Here is a 20,743-nt window from a genome sequence, read left to right on the forward strand (position 1 = left end):
AAAAGGGCTGCCGTTCGGCAGCCCTTTTTCTTTATCTGGCGGAGAGGGGGGGATTCGAACCCCCGAGGCGCTATAAACGCCTGCCTGATTTCGAGTCAGGTACATTCAACCACTCTGCCACCTCTCCGGGTGGTCCCCGGCGGACCGGGGACGCGCATCATACGAGGAAGTGAGGCCGGCGACAAGTCATTCCGGTCAACGAAGTGAAAATTTCCTGAGTGCATGCCTTGCCGGATGCCTGCAGCCCCCCGATGATGCCTGTCTCCCCAGCAATACCCCGCCCCCGCACCCCATGATCGAATTCGGACACCTCACTCACCCCGGCCTGCGCCGCGAGCTCAACGAAGACACCTACTACGGTGACAGCGAGCTGGCCCTGTGGCTGGTGGCCGATGGCATGGGTGGCCACGCCTGCGGCGAGGTGGCCAGCGCGCTGGCGCGCGAAACCATCGTGCGCGAGATCCGCCGTGGCGCGCCGCTGGCCCAGGCCATCCGCACCGCTGACGAAGAGATCATCCGCGCCTCGCGCCGGCGCAACGACACCCTGCCGATGGGCACCACCGTGGTCGCCGCACGCGTGCAGGGCAATCGCTATGAAGTGGCATGGGTCGGTGACAGCCGCGCCTATCTGTGGCGTGACGGCCAGCTGGCCCAGCTCAGCCAGGACCACAGCGTGGTGCAGGAACTGGTCGCGCAGGGCAACCTGACGGCCGAACAGGCGCGTGCGCATCCACATCGCAACGTGGTCACCCAGGCGCTGGGCGTGACCGACCCGGCGCATCTGAACGTGGCCACCACCAGCGGTGAGCTGCGCCCGGGCATGCAGCTGCTGCTGTGCAGTGACGGCCTGACCGAGGAAGTGGACGACCGCAGCATCGCCCGCACCCTCGCCTTCGACGATGCCAGCGCGCAGGAATGCGTGGACACGCTGGTCGCGGCCGCGCTCGACGGCGGTGGTCGCGACAACATCAGCGTGATCCTGGTGCGCTGCCACTGAACCTGGTGCATGAGCCGAGCATGGGCTCGGCTCTACAGTAGATCCACGCCATGCGTGGATGTTTATGCGCTGGCGGGCTCTTCCACCTTCGGGCCATCCCACAAGGCGTAGCCGGCCTTCTTGCGCAGTCGTTCCAGACGCGCGCTGTGCGCTTCCAGTTCAGACGGGGTGGCCACCACGCGTGGGCGCGGCAGCAGTTTGCTGGTATCGAAGGCCTGCAGCGCGGCACCGGCGCCACCACCGTCATCGTCGCCCATGCCGAAGCCGATCTCTTCCTGGCCCGAGGTCAGCGCGATATAGACGTCGCCCAGGATCTGCGCGTCGAGCAGGCCGCCATGCAGCGCACGGTGCGAATTGTCCACGCCCAGGCGCTTGCACAGCGCATCCAGCGAATTACGCTGGCCCGGGAAGCGCTCGCGCGCCATCACCAGGGTATCGATCACCGTGCAGCGATCGGTGATCTTTCCATACTGCGGGCCCAGCAACGACAGCTCGTTGTCGAGGAAGCCCAGGTCGAACGCCGCGTTGTGGATGATCAGCTCCGCGCCATCGATGAAAGCCAGGAACTCATCGGCGATCTGCGCGAAGTCCGGCTTGTCAGCCAGGAACTCCAGGGTCAGGCCGGTGACTTCCTGCGCGCCCTGTTCGAATTCGCAGTCCGGCTTGATGTACTGGTGGTAGTTGTTGCCGGTCGGGCGGCGCTTGAACAGCTCCACGCAGCCGATTTCAACGATGCGGTTGCCCTTCTTCCATTCCAGGCCGGTGGTTTCGGTATCGAGGATGATCTGGCGCATGGACTCAGTTTACCGGGCTGGCGTCACGGATCTGGATGGCCGCGTTGCGCGCCAGGGTATCCACCCGCTCGTTGTCCGGGTCACCGGAGTGGCCCTTCACCCAGCGCCAATCGATCTGGTGCCGCAGCGTCGCCGCATGCAGGCGCTCCCACAGCTCGCGGTTCTTCACCGGGTCGCCGCCGGCGGTCTTCCAGTTCTTGCGGATCCAGCCGGGCATCCATTGGGTCAGGCCCTGCCGCACGTACTGCGAATCGGTATAGAGCACGATGTTGCACGGCTCGGTCAGCGTTTCCAGGCCGGAAATGGCCGCCATCAGCTCCATCCGGTTGTTGGTGGTGTGCGCTTCGCCGCCGCTCAGTTCACGCTCGTGGCCCTTGTAGCGCAGCAGTGCAGCCCAGCCGCCGGGGCCAGGATTGCCAAGGCAGGAGCCGTCGGTGTGGATTTCAATGGTTTTCAATACAACTCCAGATCAGGTAGCAACGGTGCCGTGCCAACGCACCGGCAACGGTTTCGGCCCGGGCAGGGCCAGCGTTCGCTTTTCAGCATGGAACAGGCAGGCCGCGCGCAGTGGCGACCAACCGCCCGGGCGACGGCTGCCGGCGCCGCGCCAGAGCGGGCCGAGGAAACGCATATCGTCGCACTCCAGCCCGTGGCGGCCGAGCAGCAGGCGGATCCGCTGCGGCGTGCGCACCACCAGCCCGTGCTGGCGCCAGTGCGTGCGGTAAGGGCTGAACGGGTTGAGGCTGCTCAGCCACAGATGGCCGCCCGGCATCAGCACGCGCTCGCACTCATCGAGCAACCGATCAGCGTCAGCTGCGGTGACATGCTGCAACACGACCGCATTGACGCTTTCATTGGCCAGCGGCAGCGGCAACGCACAGCGGGTGTCGCCGGCATAGCCGTGCCCCTGCCGGTACAGGCGCAGGCCGCGCCCGCCAAGCTGCGCATCGTCCAGCCATGCGGCACTCGGCGCGATCCACAGCCAGGGCTGCACCGGCAGCAACGACAGCTGCGGCAGCAGCAGTTGCCGCTCCAGAACGCGCAGGGCTTCCGCCGGTTCGCTGTCGAACCACGGGGTCTGGCTCGCTTGACGGGTGCTCTGCAGCGCGGGCATGGTCCAATTCTATGCGACTGACTGCCCTGCCCGCATTTGCGGACAACTACATCTGGACCTTGATCGACGACGACGGTAACGCCGTGGTCGTCGATCCCGGCGATGCCGCGCCGGTGCTTGCGCTCGCCGATCAGGGCCTGCGCGTGGACACGATCCTGCTCACCCATCATCACGATGACCACATCGGTGGCGTGCCGGTGCTGCAGGCACGTTTTCCTGGAGTCCGGGTGATCGCACCCGTCGAGGAGCGCATCCCCACGGCAACCGAACGGGTCGGCGAAGGTGAACGCGTTCAGGCACTGGGCCAGGCGTTCCACGTACTATCCGTGCCCGGGCATACCCGCAGCCACATCGCGTTTCACACTGCTGAACATCTTTTCAGCGGAGATTCGTTGTTCAGCCTGGGCTGTGGACGCCTGTTCGAAGGTACGCCGTCCCAGCTGCTGGCATCGATGCGCAAGCTGGGTACCTTGCCCGCGCAACTGCTGCTTTGTTGCGCTCATGAGTACACCGTGTCAAATGCCGTCTTCGCGCGGCATGTCGACCCCGCCAACGCTGCCTTGCGGCAGCGCCAAGAGGAGGCTTTGGCCATGCGCCGCGATGACCGTTCCACCCTGCCGGTAACCCTGGCCAGCGAATTCGACTGCAATCCGTTCCTGCGTGTGCACACTGCGCCGATCCGCGCGTCGGTGTCGGCGCACCTGGGCCGTGACGTCGTTGACGACGTCGACGTGATGGCCGGTCTCCGGCACTGGAAAGACGGCTTCCGCGCATGATGCGCCGAAGTCTGCCGCTGGCCCTGGGCCTGGTCCTGGGGCTGGCCGGAACCGCCGGCGCCCAGTCGCTGGGCGCTGGCATCGGCCAGAACCTGACCGCCGCCGCGGCCCTGCCGCTGGATCCGGCCGCGTTGCCGGCCGCGTCGGTCCGCAACGGCCAGGAGATCTTCTCCAGCTTCCGCGACGGCCTGGCCGAGCCCACCTGCAATGCCGAGGCCACCAGCCCGCGCTGGCAGAAGCAGTTCGCCCACGCCCCGTCGCGCCTGGCCAACCAGGATGACGATGCACTGGTGCTGTTCGGCTATGTGGTCGAAGAGCTGCGCAAGGCCAACCTGCCTACCGAGTTCGCGCTGATTCCGTTCGTGGAAAGCGGTTACCGGCCCAATGCACGCAATGGCAGCGGCCCGACCGGCCTGTGGCAGTTCATCGCCACCACTGCGCGCAATCACCGCGTGCCCATGGCCAACGGCTACGACGGGCGCCTGTCGGCGGTCGATTCCACCCAGGCCGCAGTGCGCTACCTGAAGACCCTGCACGGCATGTTCGGCGGCGACTGGCGCCTGGCCACCATGGCCTACAACGCCGGCGAGTACCGCGTGCTGCAATCGATGCGCAAGGCCGGCATGAACGCGCAGAACGCCAAGCCCTCGGCGCTGCCCGGCCTGTCGCCGGTCACCCATGCCTACGTCGAGAAGCTGCATGCCCTGGCCTGCGTGCTGGAAGATGTGGAAGACCAGCCAGGTGTCATGGCCTCGCTGGATCGCACCGTGCCCGTACTGAAGGACCACACCCTGCCCGCCGGCACCAGCGTCCAGCAGTGGGCCGCACAGCGTGCCCTGGACCCGGCCAGGATCGTCCGCCTCAACCCCGCCCTGGCGGGCGGTGGGCGCGTCTCGTCCGGCACCACCCGCGTGCTGGCGCCGGTCTCGGCCGCCAGCGCGACCGTGGCGGACACCGCCACCGCACTGGTGGCCAGTAGCGTACCTGTTGCCGCCGCCTCGCCAACGCCACAGGTCGCCAAGACCGTGGCCGCGATCGCCGATCGTCCGCGCAGTCGTCGCCACACCGTGCGGGATGGTGAATCGGCCTGGACCATCGCCCGCCGCTATGGCATGCCGGTCAAGGCGCTACTGTCGCTGAACGGCCTGAGCGGCAGCAGCGTGCTGAAGCCGGGCGCCGTGCTGCGCGTGGAGGACTGAGTCCGGCGCGGCACCGCCGCGCCCTGCCCGCCCCTTTTTTCTGGAGAGCCGAGCCCACGCTCGGCTTTTTTCATGCCTGCGCCCAGCAGGCGCAGTCGAGCATGGCTCGACGCTACGCATCGGCAGGCACAAAAAAGGCCCGGCATTGCCGGGCCTCTCTCATGGGTGCCGCCGCGAGGCTTACAGGTTCGCTTCGGTGGTCTGGATCATGAACTTCTTGCGCATCGCCTCGATGTAGGCCTTGGCCGCGGCCATGCCGTCGATCTGGCTCAGCTGTTCCTTCAGCTGCTTCTGCTGCTCTGCAGTCACTTCCTTGATGTCGCCCGGATTGACCTTGTTCACAGCGAACAGCAGCGCGTGACCATTGACGTCGACCTTGCCATAGCTCGGCTTGCCTTCAGCCGGCACCGGCGCACTGAAGATCGCGCGGTTGATTTCCGGGGTCGGCACCGGCTGGCTGCGCGGCAGGCCCGGCATCGGGCTCAGCTGCAGCTTCTCGCTGGCGGCCAGCGACTGCAGGGTGGCGCCCGCCTTCAGCTTGGCCAGGATGGCATCGGCCGCCTTGTCGCTGGCCTGGCGCTGGCGATCAGCACGGATCGCAGCGATCACCTGCTCGCGGGCCTTCTCCAGCGGCAGCGCCTGTTCCGGGGTGTGTGCAGCCACACGGATGACCACGCTGTGGTTGGTCGCGCCGCCCAGGGCGATCGGGTCACTGGCGGTACCGTCCTGCACCAGCACGTCGGAGAAGGCGGCACGCAGCACGGCCGGGTCAGCGGCGATGCCGCTGGCGGTCGCGCGGGTGATCGGGCCCAGGGTCTGCAGCGGCAGGTTCACTTCCTTGGCGGCGGCCGCCAGGTCGCTCGGGCTCTTGTTGATGGCATCGACCAGGCGACCGGCCAGTTCGTTGAAGCCGCGCTCGCCGTCGGCCTTCAGCTGCTCGGCAGCCAGGGTGTCACGCACTTCCTCGAACGACTTGCCCTGGCCACCGCGCACAGCGGCCACCTTGATGATGTGGTAACCGAACTCGGTCTTGACCGGGCCGATCACGTCACCGGCCTTGGCCGCAAACAGCGCGTCCTCGAACGGCTTGACCATCGCACCGCGCTCGACCCAACCCAGGTCACCGCCCTGGTCCTTGGAGCCCGGATCTTCCGAATTGGCCTTGGCCAGCGCAGCGAAGTCGGCACCGGCCGTCTTGGCTTCGGCAGCGATCCTGTTCGCCTTGGCTTCGGCGCCGTCACCGGTGATCAGGATGTGCGAGGCCTGGCGCTGCTCCGGCGAGGTGAACTTTGCCTTTTCCTCTTCATAGCGCTTGCGCAGGGTCGCTTCATCGGCCGGGACCGGTGCCGGCAGGTTCGCACCGTTGATCTCGACGTACTCCAGCGACACGCTCTCGGCCTGGCGGAAATCCTTGCCGTGGCTGTCGTACCACTGCTTGATCTGATCATCGGTGACCGGCGCGGTATCGGCCGGTACGGGCGGCAACGCGGCCAGCTCGACGTCGCGGGTTTCGCCCAGCAGCTTCAACAGGCGCTCGGTCTCGGCCTGGGTGACGAAGCCGGAGCTCTGCAGGCCCGATGGGATCACCGACTGCTGCAGGCTCTCACGCACCAGTTCCTGGAACTGGGTCGGGGTACGCGGCGGATTGCCACCGGCCAATGCCAGCCGGTAGTTGTTCTCGTTGAACTTGCCGTTCGAATCGAGGAACGCCGGCATGGTCGCGATGTATTCGCGCACAGCGCCGTCGCCGATCACCACGCCCGCCTGTTCACCGACCAGGCGCACGACCTGTTCGTCGATCAGCTGATCGAGCACGGCCATCTTGTTCTCGGTGCTCTCGAACGCGCGCGGGTCGAAGTTGTCGCCCTGCTGCTGGCGCTCACGCATGCGCTCCTGCTCGAAACGCGTGCGGAAATCCTGCGAGCTGATCTCATGGTGCTGCCACAGCATGCGCACCGGCCACCACGACGGCGCCGAACGCCACCAGGTGGGCGGCGCGGAAACCTTGGCCACGTTCTGTGCGCCAACGCCACCGAGGTAGCTGTTGTCGATCACGAACAGGAACGGAATCATCAGCAGCCCCAGGATCACGGTGACGATCCAGCCTGAGGTCTTGTCGCGGAGTTTCTGCAGCATGGTGAGGAATCACAAGGCCTGATTGGCGAGCCCGGCAGTGTAACCCGCTTCGCCGCAGGGACCAAAAGCAGCACCGACGCGGCCTGCGCCCACTTGCGCAGGCACGCACCATCAGTGCATCGGCCAACTCCATCCTGGCGTAAAGAAAAAGCCCCCGGCTTGCGCCGAGGGCTTTTAGAGTTGGCGGAGCGGACGGGACTCGAACCCGCGACCTCCGGCGTGACAGGCCAGCATTCTAACCAGCTGAACTACCGCTCCGCGCTTGAACTTTGCAGGTGCCCAGTATATCCGAAGACTCTCTGGAAACCCAGCCCGATGAACACTTTTTTCAAAGTTTTTTCACAGGGACTTAAGAAGTCTGCAATGGCGGAGCGGACGGGACTCGAACCCGCGACCTCCGGCGTGACAGGCCAGCATTCTAACCAGCTGAACTACCGCTCCGTTCTTGCAAAGACTTTTCGCCTTCCTCCCGAACCTCTCGGTGAGAAGACAAGGCCCCCAGCCTTGAACCGGGGGCCTCGATGTACTGGCGGAGCGGACGGGACTCGAACCCGCGACCTCCGGCGTGACAGGCCAGCATTCTAACCAGCTGAACTACCGCTCCGCGTTGTTACCTTTTTGCTTTCAGCCGGCCTGGACCAGGGAGAAAACAAAGCCTCCAGCTTTTGGCCGGAGGCCTCGTTGAATGGCGGAGCGGACGGGACTCGAACCCGCGACCTCCGGCGTGACAGGCCAGCATTCTAACCAGCTGAACTACCGCTCCACACTCAAACTTTTACCGCGGTGCTGTGGTGGGTGCTGAGGGTTTCGAACCCCCGACCCTCTCCGTGTAAAGGAGACGCTCTACCGCTGAGCTAAGCACCCCAGCGAGCCGCTTAGTTTACAGCATCCTTCAGGGCCTTGCCAGCCTTGAACGACGGATTCTTCGAAGCAGCGATCTTGATGGTGTCGCCGGTCTTCGGGTTGCGGCCGGTGCGGGCAGCACGGTCGCGGACCTGGAAGGTACCGAAGCCAACCAGGGTGACCGCATCGCCGTCCTTCAGCGCCTTGGTGATGGCAGCAACGACGGCATCGACAGCGCGGCTGGACTCTGCCTTGGTCAGGTCGGCAGCTTCAGCAACGGCATCGATCAATTCGGTCTTGTTCATTCTCTACAACTCCTTTGGCGGTGGGTTCCGCTTATTCGACAGGGAAGCAACCGCACGCCATCTGCATGCGGCCGCCATGTGGAAACGGTTCGCCGAATTCCAGCGATCACCAGACTGCGACCACTCATTCGCGAGTGCTGCTTTTATACCAGTGGCCCTACCCCCACGCAAGCTGGAAAGCCAGCAACGACGCGGGTTTCGGGCCATTGGACAGCGCGCGTCAATGCTTGACGCGCGCGTTTCCACTCGGTTTGGCCTTGCTGCGCACCGTGACACGCTGCGCACTCTTGCGCGCCTTCTTCGGTGCCAACGGACGCTCCAGCGCCAGGTCCAGGACTTCTTCGATGTACTTCACCGGCACGATCTTCAGATCGCGGGTGACGTTGGCCGGGATGTCGGCCAAATCCTTGCGGTTCTCTTCCGGGATGATGACCGTGCGGATGCCGCCGCGCAGCGCAGCCAGCAGCTTCTCCTTCAGGCCACCGATGGCAGTGACGCGACCACGCAGGGTGATCTCGCCGGTCATCGCCACATCGGCGCGCACCGGCACCCTGGTCAGCATCGACACCAGCGAGGTGACCATCGCCGCGCCGGCACTCGGGCCATCCTTCGGCGTGGCGCCATCGGGCACGTGCAGGTGTACGTCGTGCTTCTGCAGGAAGTCGCTGTCGATGCCGAAGCCGACCGCGCGCGAACGCACCACCGACAGCGCCGCCGAGGCCGATTCCTTCATCACGTTGCCGAGCTGGCCGGTCAGGATCAGCTGGCCCTTGCCCGGCACCAGGGTCGATTCGATCTGCAGCAGGTCGCCACCGACTTCGGTCCAGGCCAGTCCGGTGACCAGGCCGATCTCGTTCTCTTCCTCGGCACGTCCGAAGTCGAAGCGACGCACGCCCAGGTACTTGTCCAGGTTCTTGCTGGACACGCTCACCAGCGCCTTCTTCTTCCCGCCCTTCTTCGCCTTCGCTGCCGGCTGCGGGCCAGCCAGCGCGATCTCCTTCACCACCTTGCGGCAGATCTTGGCGATCTCGCGTTCCAGGTTGCGCACGCCCGATTCACGCGTGTAGTAGCGCACGATGTCCTGGATGGCGTCACTGCCAATTTCCAGTTCTTCCGGCTGCAGGCCGTTGGCCTTGACCTGCTTCGGCACCAGGTAGCGGGTCGCAATGTTGAGCTTCTCGTCCTCGGTGTAGCCGGGGATGCGGATCACTTCCATGCGGTCCAGCAGCGGGCCGGGAATGTTGAGCGAGTTCGAGGTCGCCACGAACATCACTTCGGACAGGTCCAGGTCCACTTCCAGGTAGTGGTCGTTGAATGCGTTGTTCTGCTCCGGATCGAGCACTTCCAGCAGCGCCGAAGACGGATCGCCACGGAAGTCCATCGACATCTTGTCGATCTCGTCGAGCACGAACAGCGGGTTCTTGCTGCCGACCTTGTTGAGATTCTGCACGATACGGCCCGGCATGGAACCGACGTAGGTACGGCGGTGGCCACGGATTTCGGCCTCGTCGCGAACGCCGCCCAGCGACATGCGCACGAACTTGCGGTTGGTGGCCTTGGCAATGGACTGGCCCAGCGAGGTCTTGCCCACGCCCGGCGGCCCGACCAGGCACAGGATCGGGCCCTTCATCTGCTTCACGCGCGACTGCACCGCCAGGTATTCAAGGATGCGCTCCTTGACCTTCTCCAGGCCGTAGTGGTCGGCATCGAGCGTATCCTGCGCGACCTTCAGGTCCTTGCGCACCTTGCTGCGCTTCTTCCACGGCACGCCCAGCAGCCACTCCAGGTAGTTGCGCACGACGGCGGCTTCGGCCGACATCGGCGACATCTGCTTGAGCTTGTTCAGTTCGTTGCGCGCCTTGGCTTCAACCGCCTTCGGCATGCCGGCCTCGGCAATCTTGCGGGCCAGTTCTTCCAGCTCGCCCGGCGCGTCGTCCAGGTCACCCAGTTCCTTCTGGATGGCCTTCATCTGTTCGTTGAGGTAGTACTCGCGCTGGCTCTTCTCCATCTGCGACTTCACGCGGCCGCGGATGCGCTTCTCCATCTGCTGCACGTCGATCTCGCCGTCGACCAGGCCGACCAGCATCTCCAGGCGGTCACCGACGGCCAGCGTTTCCAGCAGGCGCTGCTTGTCGGCCAGGCGCACGCTGATGTGCGCAGCGATGGTGTCGGCCAGGCGCGCCGGCTCATCGATGCCCGACAGCGTCTGCAGCAGCTCCGGCGGCAGCTTGCGGTTGGTCTTCACGTACTGCTCGAACAGCGACATCAGCGAGCGGGCAATCGCCTCGACCTCGCGCGCTTCGCGCTCGTCAGTGGCGTCGATTTCCACCGCCTGCCCATGCAGCGAGCCGTTGCGCTCGTCGACGTGGGTGACCTGCACGCGCGACAGGCCTTCGACCAGCACCTTGATGGTGCCGTCGGGCAGCTTCAGCAGCTGCAGCACCTGCGCCAGCGTACCGACCTGGTAGAGGTCGGCCGCATGCGGGTCATCGGTCTCGGCCGACTTCTGCGCCAGCAGCAGGATGCGCTTGTCCGCCTCCATTGCCTGTTCGAGCGCGTGCATGGACTTGTCACGGCCGACGAACAGCGGGATGACCATGTGCGGGAACACCACTACGTCGCGCAGCGGCAGGACCGGCAGGTCGAGGGTTTCACTTGGGGAACGGGCCATGGGGGCTCCAGGGAAGGGGGAAAACCGCCTCCGGGAGGGCATCTTCCGGAGACAAAAAAAGCCGATGGCCCCGTTATGGGGCCATCGGCTTTCAGATGCAAGGCATTCCTTGAAAATCCTTTCCAATCAACAACCTGGAAGGATCACTCGGCGCCTGCGGCCTTCTGTTCAGGGGCCGCCGGGGTCTGGTAGATCAGGTACGGCTCGGACTTGTGCTCGATCACCGACTCGTCCACCACCACCTTGCTGACGTTTTCCTGCGACGGCAGGTCGTACATGGTGTCCAGCAGGACCGATTCGACGATGGTGCGCAGGCCGCGGGCACCGGTCTTGCGCTTGAGCGCCTTGCGGGCAATGGCCGACAACGCGTCCGGGCGGAACTCCAGCTCGACGTTCTCCATCTCGAACAGCTTCTTGAACTGCTTGGTGATGGCGTTCTTCGGCTCGGTCAGGATCTTGATCAGGGCCGGTTCGTCCAGCTCCTCCAGGGTCGCCACCACCGGCAGGCGGCCGACGAACTCGGGAATCAGGCCGAACTTGATCAGGTCTTCCGGCTCGACTTCGGCCAGCACCTTGCCCACTTCCTGCTTGCGCTCGCTGCTCTTCACCTTGGCGCCGAAGCCGATGCTGCCGACGTCGGTGGAACGGGCCTGGATCACCTTGTCCAGCCCGGCAAACGCGCCGCCGCAGATGAACAGGATGTTCTTGGTGTCCACCTGCAGGAATTCCTGCTGCGGGTGCTTGCGGCCGCCCTGCGGCGGAACGCTGGCCACGGTACCTTCGATCAGCTTCAGCAGGGCCTGCTGCACGCCTTCGCCGGACACATCGCGGGTAATCGACGGGTTCTCGCTCTTGCGCGAGATCTTGTCGATTTCATCGATGTAGACGATGCCCTGCTGCGCCTTCTCGACGTCGTAGTCGCACTTCTGCAGCAGCTTCTGGATGATGTTCTCCACGTCCTCGCCCACGTAACCGGCTTCGGTCAGCGTGGTGGCGTCGGCCATGGTGAACGGCACGTTGAGCAGGCGGGCCAGGGTCTCGGCCAGCAGCGTCTTGCCCGAACCGGTCGGGCCGACCAGCAGGATGTTCGACTTCGCCAGTTCGACGTCGTCGTTCTTCTGCCGGCTCTCGATGCGCTTGTAGTGGTTGTACACGGCCACTGCCAGCGTGCGCTTGGCACGGTTCTGGCCGATCACGTACTGGTCGAGGACCTCGAGGATCTCGCGCGGCTTGGGCAGCGAACTGCGCGCCGACTGCGCCTTTTCCTCAAGTTCCTCACGGATGATGTCGTTGCACAGCTCCACGCACTCATCGCAGATGAACACGCTCGGACCCGCAATCAGCTTGCGCACTTCATGCTGGCTCTTGCCGCAGAAAGAGCAGTAGAGGATCTTGCCGGTGTCCGTGGAACGACCTTGGCGGTCTTCGCTCATGCTTCGCTTACCCAGTTACCCCACCCGCTGAACGGGGGTTCGATTCGAGAATAGCACAGGGCCGAGGGGACACCAGTCCCACCCGACCCTGCAGGAACGAGGCCTCCCTGGCCCCGTGAAGGCCGGTCAGCCGGCCTGGATCGACTCATCCGGACGACGCTCCAGGACCTGATCGACCAGACCGTAGGCCTGCGCCTCGAAGGCGCTCTTGAAGTTGTCGCGCTCGGTATCACGGGCGATCGTCTCCAGCGACTGGCCGGTGTGCTTGGCCAGCACCTCGTTCAGGCGCGAACGCAGGGTCAGGATCTCGCGCGCGTGGATGTCGATGTCGGTGGCCTGGCCCTGGTAGCCACCCAGCGGCTGATGGATCATCACGCGCGAGTTCGGCAGCGCATAGCGCTTGCCGGCTTCGCCCGCGGCCAGCAGCAGGGCGCCCATCGAGGCGGCCTGGCCGATGCAGGTGGTGCTCACATTCGGCTTGATGTACTGCATGGTGTCGTAGATCGCCATGCCGGCGGTGACCACGCCACCCGGCGAGTTGATGTAGATGTTGATGTCCTTTTCCGGGTTTTCCGATTCCAGGAACAGCAACTGCGCCACCACCACGTTGGCCATGTGATCGTCGATCGGGCCCACGAGGAAGATCAGGCGCTCCTTCAACAGGCGCGAATAGATGTCGTAGGCACGCTCGCCGCGGCTGGTCTGCTCGACCACCATCGGAACCAGGTTCAGGGCTTTGGTTCGGTTGTCCATTACGTGAGGTACCTATCTTGGGGGGCAACAACCCCGCGCCGGCAAAGGCGCGGGGCATCCGGTGATCCGCCCGGGCTTACTGGCGGATCGCGTCCTGGAACGACAGCTTCTCTTCGGTGTGCTGGGCACGCTCGGCGATCCAGTCGATCACCTGCTCTTCCATCACACGGTTCTGCAGGCCAGACATCAACTGGGGGTCGTTGCGGTACATCTCAATGACCTGCTCCGGCTCTTCGTAGGTCGAAGCGATCAGACGCATCGTTTCATTCAGGCGCTTGGCTTCCAGGCGCAGGTCGTTGATGCGGGCCACTTCACCGACCAGCAGGCCGACCAGCACGCGCTTGGCGGCAGCGTCCTTGAAGCCTTCGTGGGCATCGGCCGGGATCTCGCCGACGTTCTGGCCGTTGCGGCGCAGCTGCTCGACCTGCTGGGCCAGCATGGCGCGGGCTTCGTTCTCGACCAGGCGCGGCGGCATTTCCACCGACGAGTAGGCCGCGATCAGCTGCTCGCCCACTTCGCGGCGCAGGCGGTTCATCAACGCACCCTTCAGCTCGCGCTCCAGGTTGGCGCGGATGTCGCTGCGGAACTGCTCCACATCGCCGCCCTTCACGCCGAAGCTCTTGATGAAGGCTTCGTCGACCGCCGGCACGACCGGCTCGGAGACCTCGGTGACCTTGACGGTGACCTGCACGGTCTTGCCAGCCAGCACCGGCACGCGCCAGTCAGCCGGGAACTCGACGTCCAGGGTCTTCTCTTCGCCCTTGGCCAGGCCGACCAGGCCCTTCTCGATGGTGTCGAACATCATGCCCTGGCCGAGCACGATCGAACCCTTCTCGGTGCCCTCGGCCGGCAGGCGCTCTTCGCCGGCCTGCGACCAGGTTTCCACCGCGACCAGGTCACCGTCCTGCGCGCCACGGCTGACCGGGGCCCAGGTACGGCGCTGGTTCTGCAGGTTCTCGATCATCTGGTCGATGTCGGCGTCGGTGATCTCGGCGGTATGGCGCACGACGGTCAGCTTGCTGACGTCGATGTCGCCGAAGTCCGGCACCACTTCCACGGTGGCGACGAAGGAGAACTCACCCTCGTCGCCCTTGTCGATGCGCGGGCTGCCGACGATGCGCAGGTCGTGCTCGCGCACGGCTGCATCGAAGGTTTCGCGCAGCAGGCCGTCCAGCGCCTCGCCACGGACCTGCGCGCCGAAGCGCTGCTCGATCACCTTGGCCGGCACCTTGCCCGGGCGGAAACCCTTGATGCGGGTGGTACGGGCGATTTCGCCGAGGCGGCCGACGATGTGGCTCTGCAGACGCTCTTCCGGCAGCGAGAAGCTCAGGCGGCGTTCCAGGTTGCCGGTGGATTCGATCGAAGCTTGCATGTTGACTCCTGCCACCGGTGGCCCAGGCCCCCGGCTCGATGATTGGGATGAAACGGTTGTAAGGACGCGACGTCTGGGACGCGCCTGCTTGCCGCAGCCCTTTAGTTTCGCCCAATTCGGCTTGCACTGCCAGCGCGTGCCGGTCAAGGGGGGCGCAGATGGCCCTATCAGGGCGGGGACAGGCCGGCACTGGTGCGAAAGGGGGGACTCGAACCCCCACGCCTTGCGGCACTGGAACCTAAATCCAGGGCGTCTACCAATTCCGCCACTTTCGCGTGGCCGGCGCAGGTGTTCATTGTCGCAGGCGATGACGGGAAGCGGAAGGCCTGCACAAAACTGAACATGGCAATTGTGCGCAGCCCGCGCGTTGAACCACCCCGGCGAGCGCAAGCTCATCCGGGGTGGCGGGGGTCACTGCGGCGGCCTGGCCTTGGCCGACGCCGTATCGGCACCCTGCCCGGCTGCAGGATCCACCTCGCGGATCTCCACGCCCCCGTCGCCTGTGCGCCGCAGGGCCGCCGACTCCGGCGTGGCCTTGCGCACATCCACCGAACCATCCGCATTGCGCTGCACGTCCACCGCATCGGGCAGGGCCTCCCGCTCTGCCGCCTGAGCCGGCTGCATCTGCATGGCCTCACCGACCGGGCGTGCAGGAGCGCTCTCCGTGCCAGCATCGCGTTCGACGGTCTGCGCGGGATCGTCGGCGGGCGCGCAGGCCGCCAGTGCCAGCAACGCGAAGGAAACCCACAGCGTGCGGTGCAATCGATTGATATGAGCCATCAACATCGTCCTTCGTGCATGCGCCGTCGGCGCGGAAGATCCATTGGGTGCGATGCAGGACGCGATGCGGTGAGATGCAGCGCACAGCATTGAAAACACTGATGACGTGTATGCCGCTGATTTCAGCATTGCTTCAGTCGATCCACGCCAGGCGTGGATGAAATCCCCCAGCGAACAGGCAAGAAAAAAGCCACTTGGCGGACCAAGTGGGAAGCTGCCGCGCATTCGCGCCGCAGCCCCACGCTTTGCGCGGCAAAGCGCGGGCCCCACTTCATCAGCCGCCACATCCCCGCGGCTTCGCCGTGCCCCCTTGACTCAAGGGGCTCCACTCCAGCCAGCACCGCTGGCATCTGCAGATACCCCTCAGCGAACAGGCAAGAAAAAAGCCACTTGGCGGACCAAGTGGCTTTTGTCTGGTGGGCTGTCAAGGATTCGAACCTTGGACCTATTGATTAAGAGTCAACTGCTCTACCAACTGAGCTAACAGCCCGAAATCGGGGCGCGAATTATGACCCGATCCGCTCGGTGGGTGCAAGCACTTTTTTCAACGTGGTTGAAACCAGCACTGCGGGGCCCGCTCCTGCTGCAGATCCACGCCAAACGGGTTCTGCAACGCGTGATCCATCGGAACGATGGGAGTCACACCTATAAGAAAAAAGCCACCTGGCGTACCAGGTGGCTTCTGTCTTGGTGGGCCGTCAAGGATTCGAACCTTGGACCTATTGATTAAGAGTCAACTGCTCTACCAACTGAGCTAACGGCCCGTGAAACTCAGACGCACATTGTAGCGTGCCTTCTGTTTATTGCAATACCGTTTCGGCTGCGCCGATGCGGTTGAATCAGTGGGGTGGCTGAGGGGATTCGAACCCCCGACCACCGGAATCACAATCCGGTACTCTAACCAACTGAGCTACAGCCACCACTGAAACTTTCGCTCCATCGCCGATATCACTGACGCTGGAACCTTGAACATTGCCTGGGGACTGTCACCGAAGTTGCGGTCCGCCGAAGCGAGTCCGATATTCTGGTGGAGTCCTTGCGCTTTTGCAAGCACTTCTTCACATCCGTCGATGCGATCCCGGTGCTCGCCAATGGCGCGCCCGACAGGAATCGAACCTGTAACCGCCGGCTTAGAAGGCCGGTGCTCTATCCAGTTGAGCTACGGGCGCCCGAACCGGAACGGTGTCCAATCCGACGTGGCGTGGGATTGGTCGGGGTAGAGGGATTCGAACCCCCGACATCCTGCTCCCAAAGCAGGCGCGCTACCAGACTGCGCTATACCCCGGTCTTGCAATCCCCTCGGGTTGGGCCCGGGGAGTTGGTCATTGTCGCCAAGCGCGTTGGGAACTGTCAACGAAGGATGCACAGATCCCGGGCCTGCCACAACGCCGAAAGCAGTCATCGGCTATGCTGACGCCCATCGGCCGGATGGCCGTCCCGACCTTCATTCGCACGGAGAACACGCATGCGCAGCGGCAACCCGGCTCTTTCCGAGTCGACCTTCCTCGACCTCGCCAGTGGCTCGGTAGTGACCAGCCCCGACCAGGCCATGACCCTCAACGGCACCGCCAACAAGACCGGCATCCTGCTGCTGTTGACCGTGCTGACCGCGGCGTTCGCCTGGAGCCAGGCGGTCGACGAGTACGGCCAGATTTCCGGCAGCGCGAGCCTGTACGCCATCGGTGGCGCGATCGGCGGCCTGGTGCTGGCATTGATCACCATCTTCAAGAAGGAATGGTCGCCGGTCACCGCGCCGATGTACGCACTGGTCGAAGGCCTGTTCCTGGGCGCCGTGTCGGCCCTGTTCAACATGAAGTACCCGGGCATCGTGTTCCAGGCGGTGCTGCTGACCTTCGGCACCCTGGCCGCCCTGCTGTTCGCATACCGCAGCGGCCTGATCAAGGCCACCGAGAACTTCAAGATGGGCGTGGTGGCCGCCACCGGCGGCATCGCCCTGCTCTACCTGGCCTCGTTCGTGCTGGGCTTCTTCAACATCAACGTGCCGGTGATCCACGACTCCAGCTGGCTGGGCATTGCCTTCAGCCTCTTCGTGGTGGTCGTGGCCGCGCTGAACCTGGTGCTGGACTTCGATTTCATCGAGACCGGCGTGGCTCAGCGCGCGCCGAAGTACATGGAGTGGTATGGCGCATTCGGCCTGATGGTGACCCTGGTCTGGCTGTATGTGGAGTTCCTGCGCCTGCTGTCGAAGATCCAGCAGCGCTGAACCAGGCAGAGCCATGAACGACAAAGGGCGCCTTCGGGGCGCCCTTTTCTCTTTGTAACGCGTGGCTGCATTTCCCGGCTAGCCAGCCACGCCAGCCTGTGCAGCGTAGTGCGCCGCAAGGTGTTCGACCAGCGCTCGCACCTTGGGCGCGAGCGCACGTGCATGCGGGTACAACGCGAAGTAGCGCCGCTGGCCGGCATGCCAGGCCGGCAGCACGCGGATCAGACGACCGGCGCGCAGATCCTCCTGCACGGTCAGCGCGGTGAACAGGCTGATGCCCATTCCGGCCAGCGCGGCGGCGTACAGCGCGGGCGTGGCATCCACGCGCAGGCGCTGCCCGGCTTCAACGCTCACGCTGGCGCCGCGCGGTCCCTGCAACCGCCAGGGCGGCATTGACGGCGTGGGACTGAAACCCAGCAGCGTGTGCTGCTCCAGATCCACGGCGTGCCGTGGCAGGCCATGGCGCGCCAGGTAGACCGGTGCGGCGACCAGGATGCGCGGGCAGCTGGCCAGCTCGCGCGCAACCAGCTGGCTGTCCGGCAAGGAAGCTGCAATGCGCAGCGCCAGGTCGAAACCACCACCGACCACATCCACCACCTGATCATCCGCCGACAGGTCCAGCGTGACCTGCGGGTAACGCTGCAGGAACGAGGGCAGCCAGTGGGGCAGCTCCTGGCTGGCCACCACCTGCGGCACGCTGATCCGCACGCTGCCGCTGGGCCGGGCCTGCCCGGCGCGAGCACGATCATCCGCCTCCTGCAGGCGGTCCAGCAGCGTTGCCGCCTCGCGGTAGTAATCGCGCCCGGCCTCGGTCAACGACAGCCGACGGCTGTTGCGATCGAGCAGGCGTACCTGCAGGTGCTCTTCCAGCTGCCGCAGTTGCCGCGACATCGCCGAGTGGGTGGTCCCCAGGCGCTCGGCGGCCGCAGTGAAACTGCCCGCGTCAACGATGGCGCGCAGCGCACGCAGGGCGGCGAAGTGATCCATCGGCGGGCAGCTCCACGTGGCGGGGCCCACGGCATGCGGGCCCCGCCAGCTTATCAAGCGCCGTCACCGGCCTTGCGTACCGGCAGCGCGAGGATCGCGTCGGTGCTCATGACATCGCCGAAGGCGTCTTCGATCTGCGCCAGCGAGGCCTCATGCAGCGCGCGATGGCCGATGCGACGGCCGCCGGCCCGATCCAGATCGCGGCTGGCGCTGGCATCGGACGAGACGATCACCCGGTAGCCGCGCGGAGCCGCTGCCGCGTCGCGCGCAGCACCGGCCACGCAGGCGTGGGTCTGCAGGCCGGTGACGATCAGGGTGTCGATGCCGGCGTTCTTCAGCATCGGGTCGAGCACCGCGGCGGACGCGCCGGCGAACACGCTGACATTGTCCTTCTGCACCACGGTCTCGCCCTGGCGCGGCTGCAGGTCGCGATGGAAGGCGGCATTGACGCTGCCCTGCGCGAAAAAGGGTGCGCCGGCCGGCAGCACGTGCTGGACATGGATCACGCGGATGCCGTGGGCATCGGCGAATTCGACTACCCGCCTGGCCTGGCGCAGTGCGGCCTCGCCATCGGGAATGACCATGCGGCCACCCGCAAAGCCTGGTACGGCCTTGGCATCGAAGTACTCGTTCTGGAAGTCGATCACCAGCACGGCAGTCTTCGCCGCATCCAGCGAGGTCGCGACCGGCGCACCCGCCATATGGCGGATGGTGGGATGGGCCGGCTCGGCAGCAGCAAGCGGGAGGGTGGCGGTCATGCCGATCAGGCTGGCCAGGCCGAAGGCGGTGAGGTTCATGTTCAAGCTCCGGTGCATTGGGAAGTGGGCACAGGATGCCGATCACATTACGCACGAACCAGCCGCCCAGCGGCACATGATCTGTGCGATATACGCACAGAAAATCCCCTGTAGAGCCACCCCATGGTTGGCTGCGGACCGTAGGGGCCCCGTCATCCACGCATGGCGTGGATCTACCGAGCCAGCCCACAACGCAACGGGGCGCCCGAAGGCGCCCCGCTGTGGATCCAACCGAGGTCGGCCGGCCGCTTACAGGCGGCTGGCGATGGCCTGGGCAAAGCTCATGGTGGTACCGGTGCCACCCAGGTCGCCGGTCAGCGAGTCCTTGGCTTCCATGGTCGCCACGATGGCCTTGCGCAGGCGCTCGGCATTCTCCGGCTGGCCGATGTGGTCCAGCATCTGCGCGGCCGCCAGCAGCAGCGCACACGGATTGGCCTTGCCCTGGCCGGCGATGTCCGGCGCGGTGCCGTGCACGGCTTCGAAGATCGCCGCGTCCTTGCCGATGTTGGCACCCGGAGCCAAGCCCAGGCCGCCGACCAGGCCGGCGCACAGGTCGGAGATGATGTCGCCGAACAGGTTGGTGGTGACGATCACATCGAACTGTTCCGGACGCATCACCAGCTGCATGCAGCAGTTGTCGACGATCATTTCCTGGAACTCGATGTCCGGGTACTGCGCGGCGACTTCACGGGCGACATTCAGGAACAGGCCCGAGGTCGACTTGATGATGTTGGCCTTGTGCACGGCGGTGACCTTCTTGCGGCCGGTGCTCTTGGCCAGCTCGAAGGCGTAGCGCACGATGCGCTCGGAGCCCTTGCGGGTGATGCGGGTGCCGGAGAAGGCGGTCTCGCCATCGGCCGACACTTCCTGGCCTTCGGCCAGGTAGGCACCTTCGGTGTTCTCACGGACGGTGATCAGGTCGACGTTGTCGAAACGCGACTTGGTGTTCGGGAAGGTGTGGGCCGGACGCACGTTGGCGTACAGGTCGAAGTGACGGCGCAGGCTGACGTTGATCGAGGTGAAGCCACCGCCGACCGGGGTGGTCAGCGGGCTCTTCAGCGCGACCTTGTTGCGCGCGATCGATTCCAGGGTCACCGCCGGCATCAGGTCGCCGTGCTTTTCCAGGGCCACCAGGCCGGCGTCGGCGTCTTCGTACTCCAGCCCAGTCTTGAGCTGGTCGAGCACGAACAGGGTGGCGTCCATGATTTCCGGGCCAATGCCGTCGCCGCGGATGACCGTAATTTTCTGCGTCATTGATCGATGTTCCGAACAGGGGGAAAAACGCCGTCCGGACGTGCCCGGAAACGCCGGCGCAAAGGAAGTTTCACCGGCAATTATGCCTGAGCCGGGGCCGAGGTCCCAAATAGACCATGGTCCCAGTCCCCGGCTCAGGCAGAATTGCCCGCGGATTCCTCCTCTACCCCCGCCTGTCGGCGCGCCCCTTCAACAAGAAGGGGCTCCTGGGCTGTTGGATCGCGGGACAGGCCCCCTCGCGGGCCCGGTAGTACCGGCCGCTGGCCGGCAACCCCGGCCATGTCGGGTTCAAGGGATGCCGGCCGGGC

At 65.2% G+C, this 20,743-nt stretch carries 17 protein-coding genes and 12 tRNA genes; 4 read left to right on the forward strand and 25 right to left on the reverse strand.

Annotated features, from left to right (window positions below):
* Positions 1 to 36: 36 nt before the first annotated feature.
* Positions 37 to 127 (reverse strand) — tRNA-Ser (locus ABGA94_RS15160).
* Positions 128 to 292: 165 nt separating this feature from the next.
* On the opposite strand from ABGA94_RS15160, the gene ABGA94_RS15165 reads away from it, so the two are divergent.
* Positions 293 to 997, forward strand: coding sequence for a PP2C family serine/threonine-protein phosphatase (locus tag ABGA94_RS15165; RefSeq protein WP_005415481.1), 705 nt, complete (start codon positions 293 to 295; stop codon positions 995 to 997).
* A 62-nt stretch (positions 998 to 1,059) separates the two neighbouring features.
* Here the strand turns inward: ABGA94_RS15165 and dnaQ are convergent, their stop codons facing one another.
* From dnaQ to ABGA94_RS15180, 3 genes are read right to left on the reverse strand one after another with little or no spacing between them, the layout of a single operon-like run.
* Complete coding sequence (gene dnaQ / locus ABGA94_RS15170) at positions 1,060 to 1,791, reverse strand: DNA polymerase III subunit epsilon (RefSeq protein ID WP_005415480.1); 732 nt, start codon at positions 1,789 to 1,791, stop codon at positions 1,060 to 1,062.
* Positions 1,792 to 1,795: 4 nt separating this feature from the next.
* A complete protein-coding gene (gene rnhA / locus ABGA94_RS15175; RefSeq protein WP_005408275.1) occupies positions 1,796 to 2,248 on the reverse strand; it encodes a ribonuclease HI in 453 nt (150 codons plus the stop codon).
* Positions 2,249 to 2,260: 12 nt separating this feature from the next.
* Positions 2,261 to 2,905, reverse strand: coding sequence for a methyltransferase domain-containing protein (locus tag ABGA94_RS15180; protein ID WP_065185797.1), 645 nt, complete (start codon positions 2,903 to 2,905; stop codon positions 2,261 to 2,263).
* Between the two features lie 11 nt (positions 2,906 to 2,916).
* Here ABGA94_RS15180 and gloB point away from each other — a divergent pair, with 11 nt between their 5' ends.
* Entirely contained in the window at positions 2,917 to 3,681 is a 765-nt protein-coding gene (gene gloB / locus ABGA94_RS15185; protein WP_065177986.1) for a hydroxyacylglutathione hydrolase, read from the forward strand.
* Complete coding sequence (locus ABGA94_RS15190; protein WP_032953978.1) at positions 3,678 to 4,880, forward strand: lytic transglycosylase domain-containing protein; 1,203 nt, start codon at positions 3,678 to 3,680, stop codon at positions 4,878 to 4,880. Before gloB ends, ABGA94_RS15190 begins: the two co-directional genes overlap by 4 nt.
* 180 nt (positions 4,881 to 5,060) lie before the next feature.
* On the opposite strand, the gene ABGA94_RS15195 is transcribed toward ABGA94_RS15190, so the two are convergent.
* The 18 genes from ABGA94_RS15195 to ABGA94_RS15280 all read right to left on the reverse strand — a co-directional run bounded on the left by ABGA94_RS15195 (position 5,061) and on the right by ABGA94_RS15280 (position 16,458).
* Positions 5,061 to 7,016, reverse strand: a complete 1,956-nt coding sequence (locus tag ABGA94_RS15195; protein WP_375367687.1) for a peptidyl-prolyl cis-trans isomerase — start codon at positions 7,014 to 7,016, stop codon at positions 5,061 to 5,063.
* Positions 7,017 to 7,197: 181 nt separating this feature from the next.
* Positions 7,198 to 7,274: transfer RNA gene (locus tag ABGA94_RS15200), tRNA-Asp, on the reverse strand.
* 106 nt (positions 7,275 to 7,380) lie between these two features.
* A tRNA-Asp gene (locus ABGA94_RS15205) sits at positions 7,381 to 7,457 on the reverse strand.
* Between the two features lie 86 nt (positions 7,458 to 7,543).
* Positions 7,544 to 7,620: transfer RNA gene (locus tag ABGA94_RS15210), tRNA-Asp, on the reverse strand.
* Positions 7,621 to 7,702: 82 nt separating this feature from the next.
* Positions 7,703 to 7,779: transfer RNA gene (locus tag ABGA94_RS15215), tRNA-Asp, on the reverse strand.
* A 26-nt stretch (positions 7,780 to 7,805) separates the two neighbouring features.
* A tRNA-Val gene (locus ABGA94_RS15220) sits at positions 7,806 to 7,880 on the reverse strand.
* 11 nt (positions 7,881 to 7,891) lie between these two features.
* Positions 7,892 to 8,164, reverse strand: a complete 273-nt coding sequence (locus ABGA94_RS15225) for an HU family DNA-binding protein (protein ID WP_005408270.1) — start codon at positions 8,162 to 8,164, stop codon at positions 7,892 to 7,894.
* A 220-nt stretch (positions 8,165 to 8,384) separates the two neighbouring features.
* Positions 8,385 to 10,835 (reverse strand): endopeptidase La, encoded by a 2,451-nt coding sequence (gene lon / locus ABGA94_RS15230; protein WP_375367690.1) that lies wholly within the window; start codon positions 10,833 to 10,835, stop codon positions 8,385 to 8,387.
* Positions 10,836 to 10,978: 143 nt separating this feature from the next.
* Positions 10,979 to 12,268: an ATP-dependent Clp protease ATP-binding subunit ClpX gene (gene clpX, locus ABGA94_RS15235; protein ID WP_004154600.1), complete on the reverse strand. Its 1,290-nt coding sequence runs from the start codon at positions 12,266 to 12,268 to the stop codon at positions 10,979 to 10,981.
* Positions 12,269 to 12,394: 126 nt separating this feature from the next.
* Entirely contained in the window at positions 12,395 to 13,021 is a 627-nt protein-coding gene (clpP, locus tag ABGA94_RS15240) for an ATP-dependent Clp endopeptidase proteolytic subunit ClpP (protein ID WP_004146318.1), read from the reverse strand.
* A 76-nt stretch (positions 13,022 to 13,097) separates the two neighbouring features.
* On the reverse strand, positions 13,098 to 14,393 hold the full coding sequence (gene tig, locus ABGA94_RS15245; RefSeq protein ID WP_005415468.1) for a trigger factor: 1,296 nt from the start codon (positions 14,391 to 14,393) through the stop codon (positions 13,098 to 13,100).
* Positions 14,394 to 14,583: 190 nt separating this feature from the next.
* A tRNA-Leu gene (locus ABGA94_RS15250) sits at positions 14,584 to 14,668 on the reverse strand.
* A gap of 136 nt (positions 14,669 to 14,804) precedes the next feature.
* Positions 14,805 to 15,173 carry a hypothetical protein gene (locus ABGA94_RS15255; protein WP_375367693.1) on the reverse strand — a complete coding sequence of 123 codons (369 nt, stop codon included), beginning with the start codon at positions 15,171 to 15,173 and terminating at the stop codon, positions 14,805 to 14,807.
* Between the two features lie 414 nt (positions 15,174 to 15,587).
* Positions 15,588 to 15,663: transfer RNA gene (locus tag ABGA94_RS15260), tRNA-Lys, on the reverse strand.
* A gap of 198 nt (positions 15,664 to 15,861) precedes the next feature.
* Positions 15,862 to 15,937, reverse strand: a tRNA-Lys gene (locus ABGA94_RS15265).
* Between the two features lie 79 nt (positions 15,938 to 16,016).
* Positions 16,017 to 16,093 (reverse strand) — tRNA-His (locus tag ABGA94_RS15270).
* Between the two features lie 172 nt (positions 16,094 to 16,265).
* Positions 16,266 to 16,342, reverse strand: a tRNA-Arg gene (locus tag ABGA94_RS15275).
* A 39-nt stretch (positions 16,343 to 16,381) separates the two neighbouring features.
* Positions 16,382 to 16,458: transfer RNA gene (locus ABGA94_RS15280), tRNA-Pro, on the reverse strand.
* Between the two features lie 180 nt (positions 16,459 to 16,638).
* On the opposite strand from ABGA94_RS15280, the gene ABGA94_RS15285 reads away from it, so the two are divergent.
* On the forward strand, positions 16,639 to 17,397 hold the full coding sequence (locus tag ABGA94_RS15285) for a Bax inhibitor-1/YccA family protein (protein WP_005415466.1): 759 nt from the start codon (positions 16,639 to 16,641) through the stop codon (positions 17,395 to 17,397).
* Positions 17,398 to 17,475: 78 nt separating this feature from the next.
* Here the strand turns inward: ABGA94_RS15285 and ABGA94_RS15290 are convergent, their stop codons facing one another.
* The 3 genes from ABGA94_RS15290 to ABGA94_RS15300 form a co-directional block, all read right to left on the reverse strand.
* Complete coding sequence (locus ABGA94_RS15290; protein WP_329915930.1) at positions 17,476 to 18,384, reverse strand: LysR family transcriptional regulator; 909 nt, start codon at positions 18,382 to 18,384, stop codon at positions 17,476 to 17,478.
* A gap of 53 nt (positions 18,385 to 18,437) precedes the next feature.
* Complete coding sequence (locus tag ABGA94_RS15295) at positions 18,438 to 19,181, reverse strand: cysteine hydrolase family protein (RefSeq protein WP_375367695.1); 744 nt, start codon at positions 19,179 to 19,181, stop codon at positions 18,438 to 18,440.
* Between the two features lie 249 nt (positions 19,182 to 19,430).
* Positions 19,431 to 20,435, reverse strand: a complete 1,005-nt coding sequence (locus tag ABGA94_RS15300) for an isocitrate dehydrogenase (protein WP_033835461.1) — start codon at positions 20,433 to 20,435, stop codon at positions 19,431 to 19,433.
* Positions 20,436 to 20,743 lie beyond the last annotated feature (308 nt).

It is taken from the genome of Stenotrophomonas sp. 3diitr2024, assembly GCF_042136455.1.
Classification (GTDB): domain Bacteria; phylum Pseudomonadota; class Gammaproteobacteria; order Xanthomonadales; family Xanthomonadaceae; genus Stenotrophomonas; species Stenotrophomonas sepilia.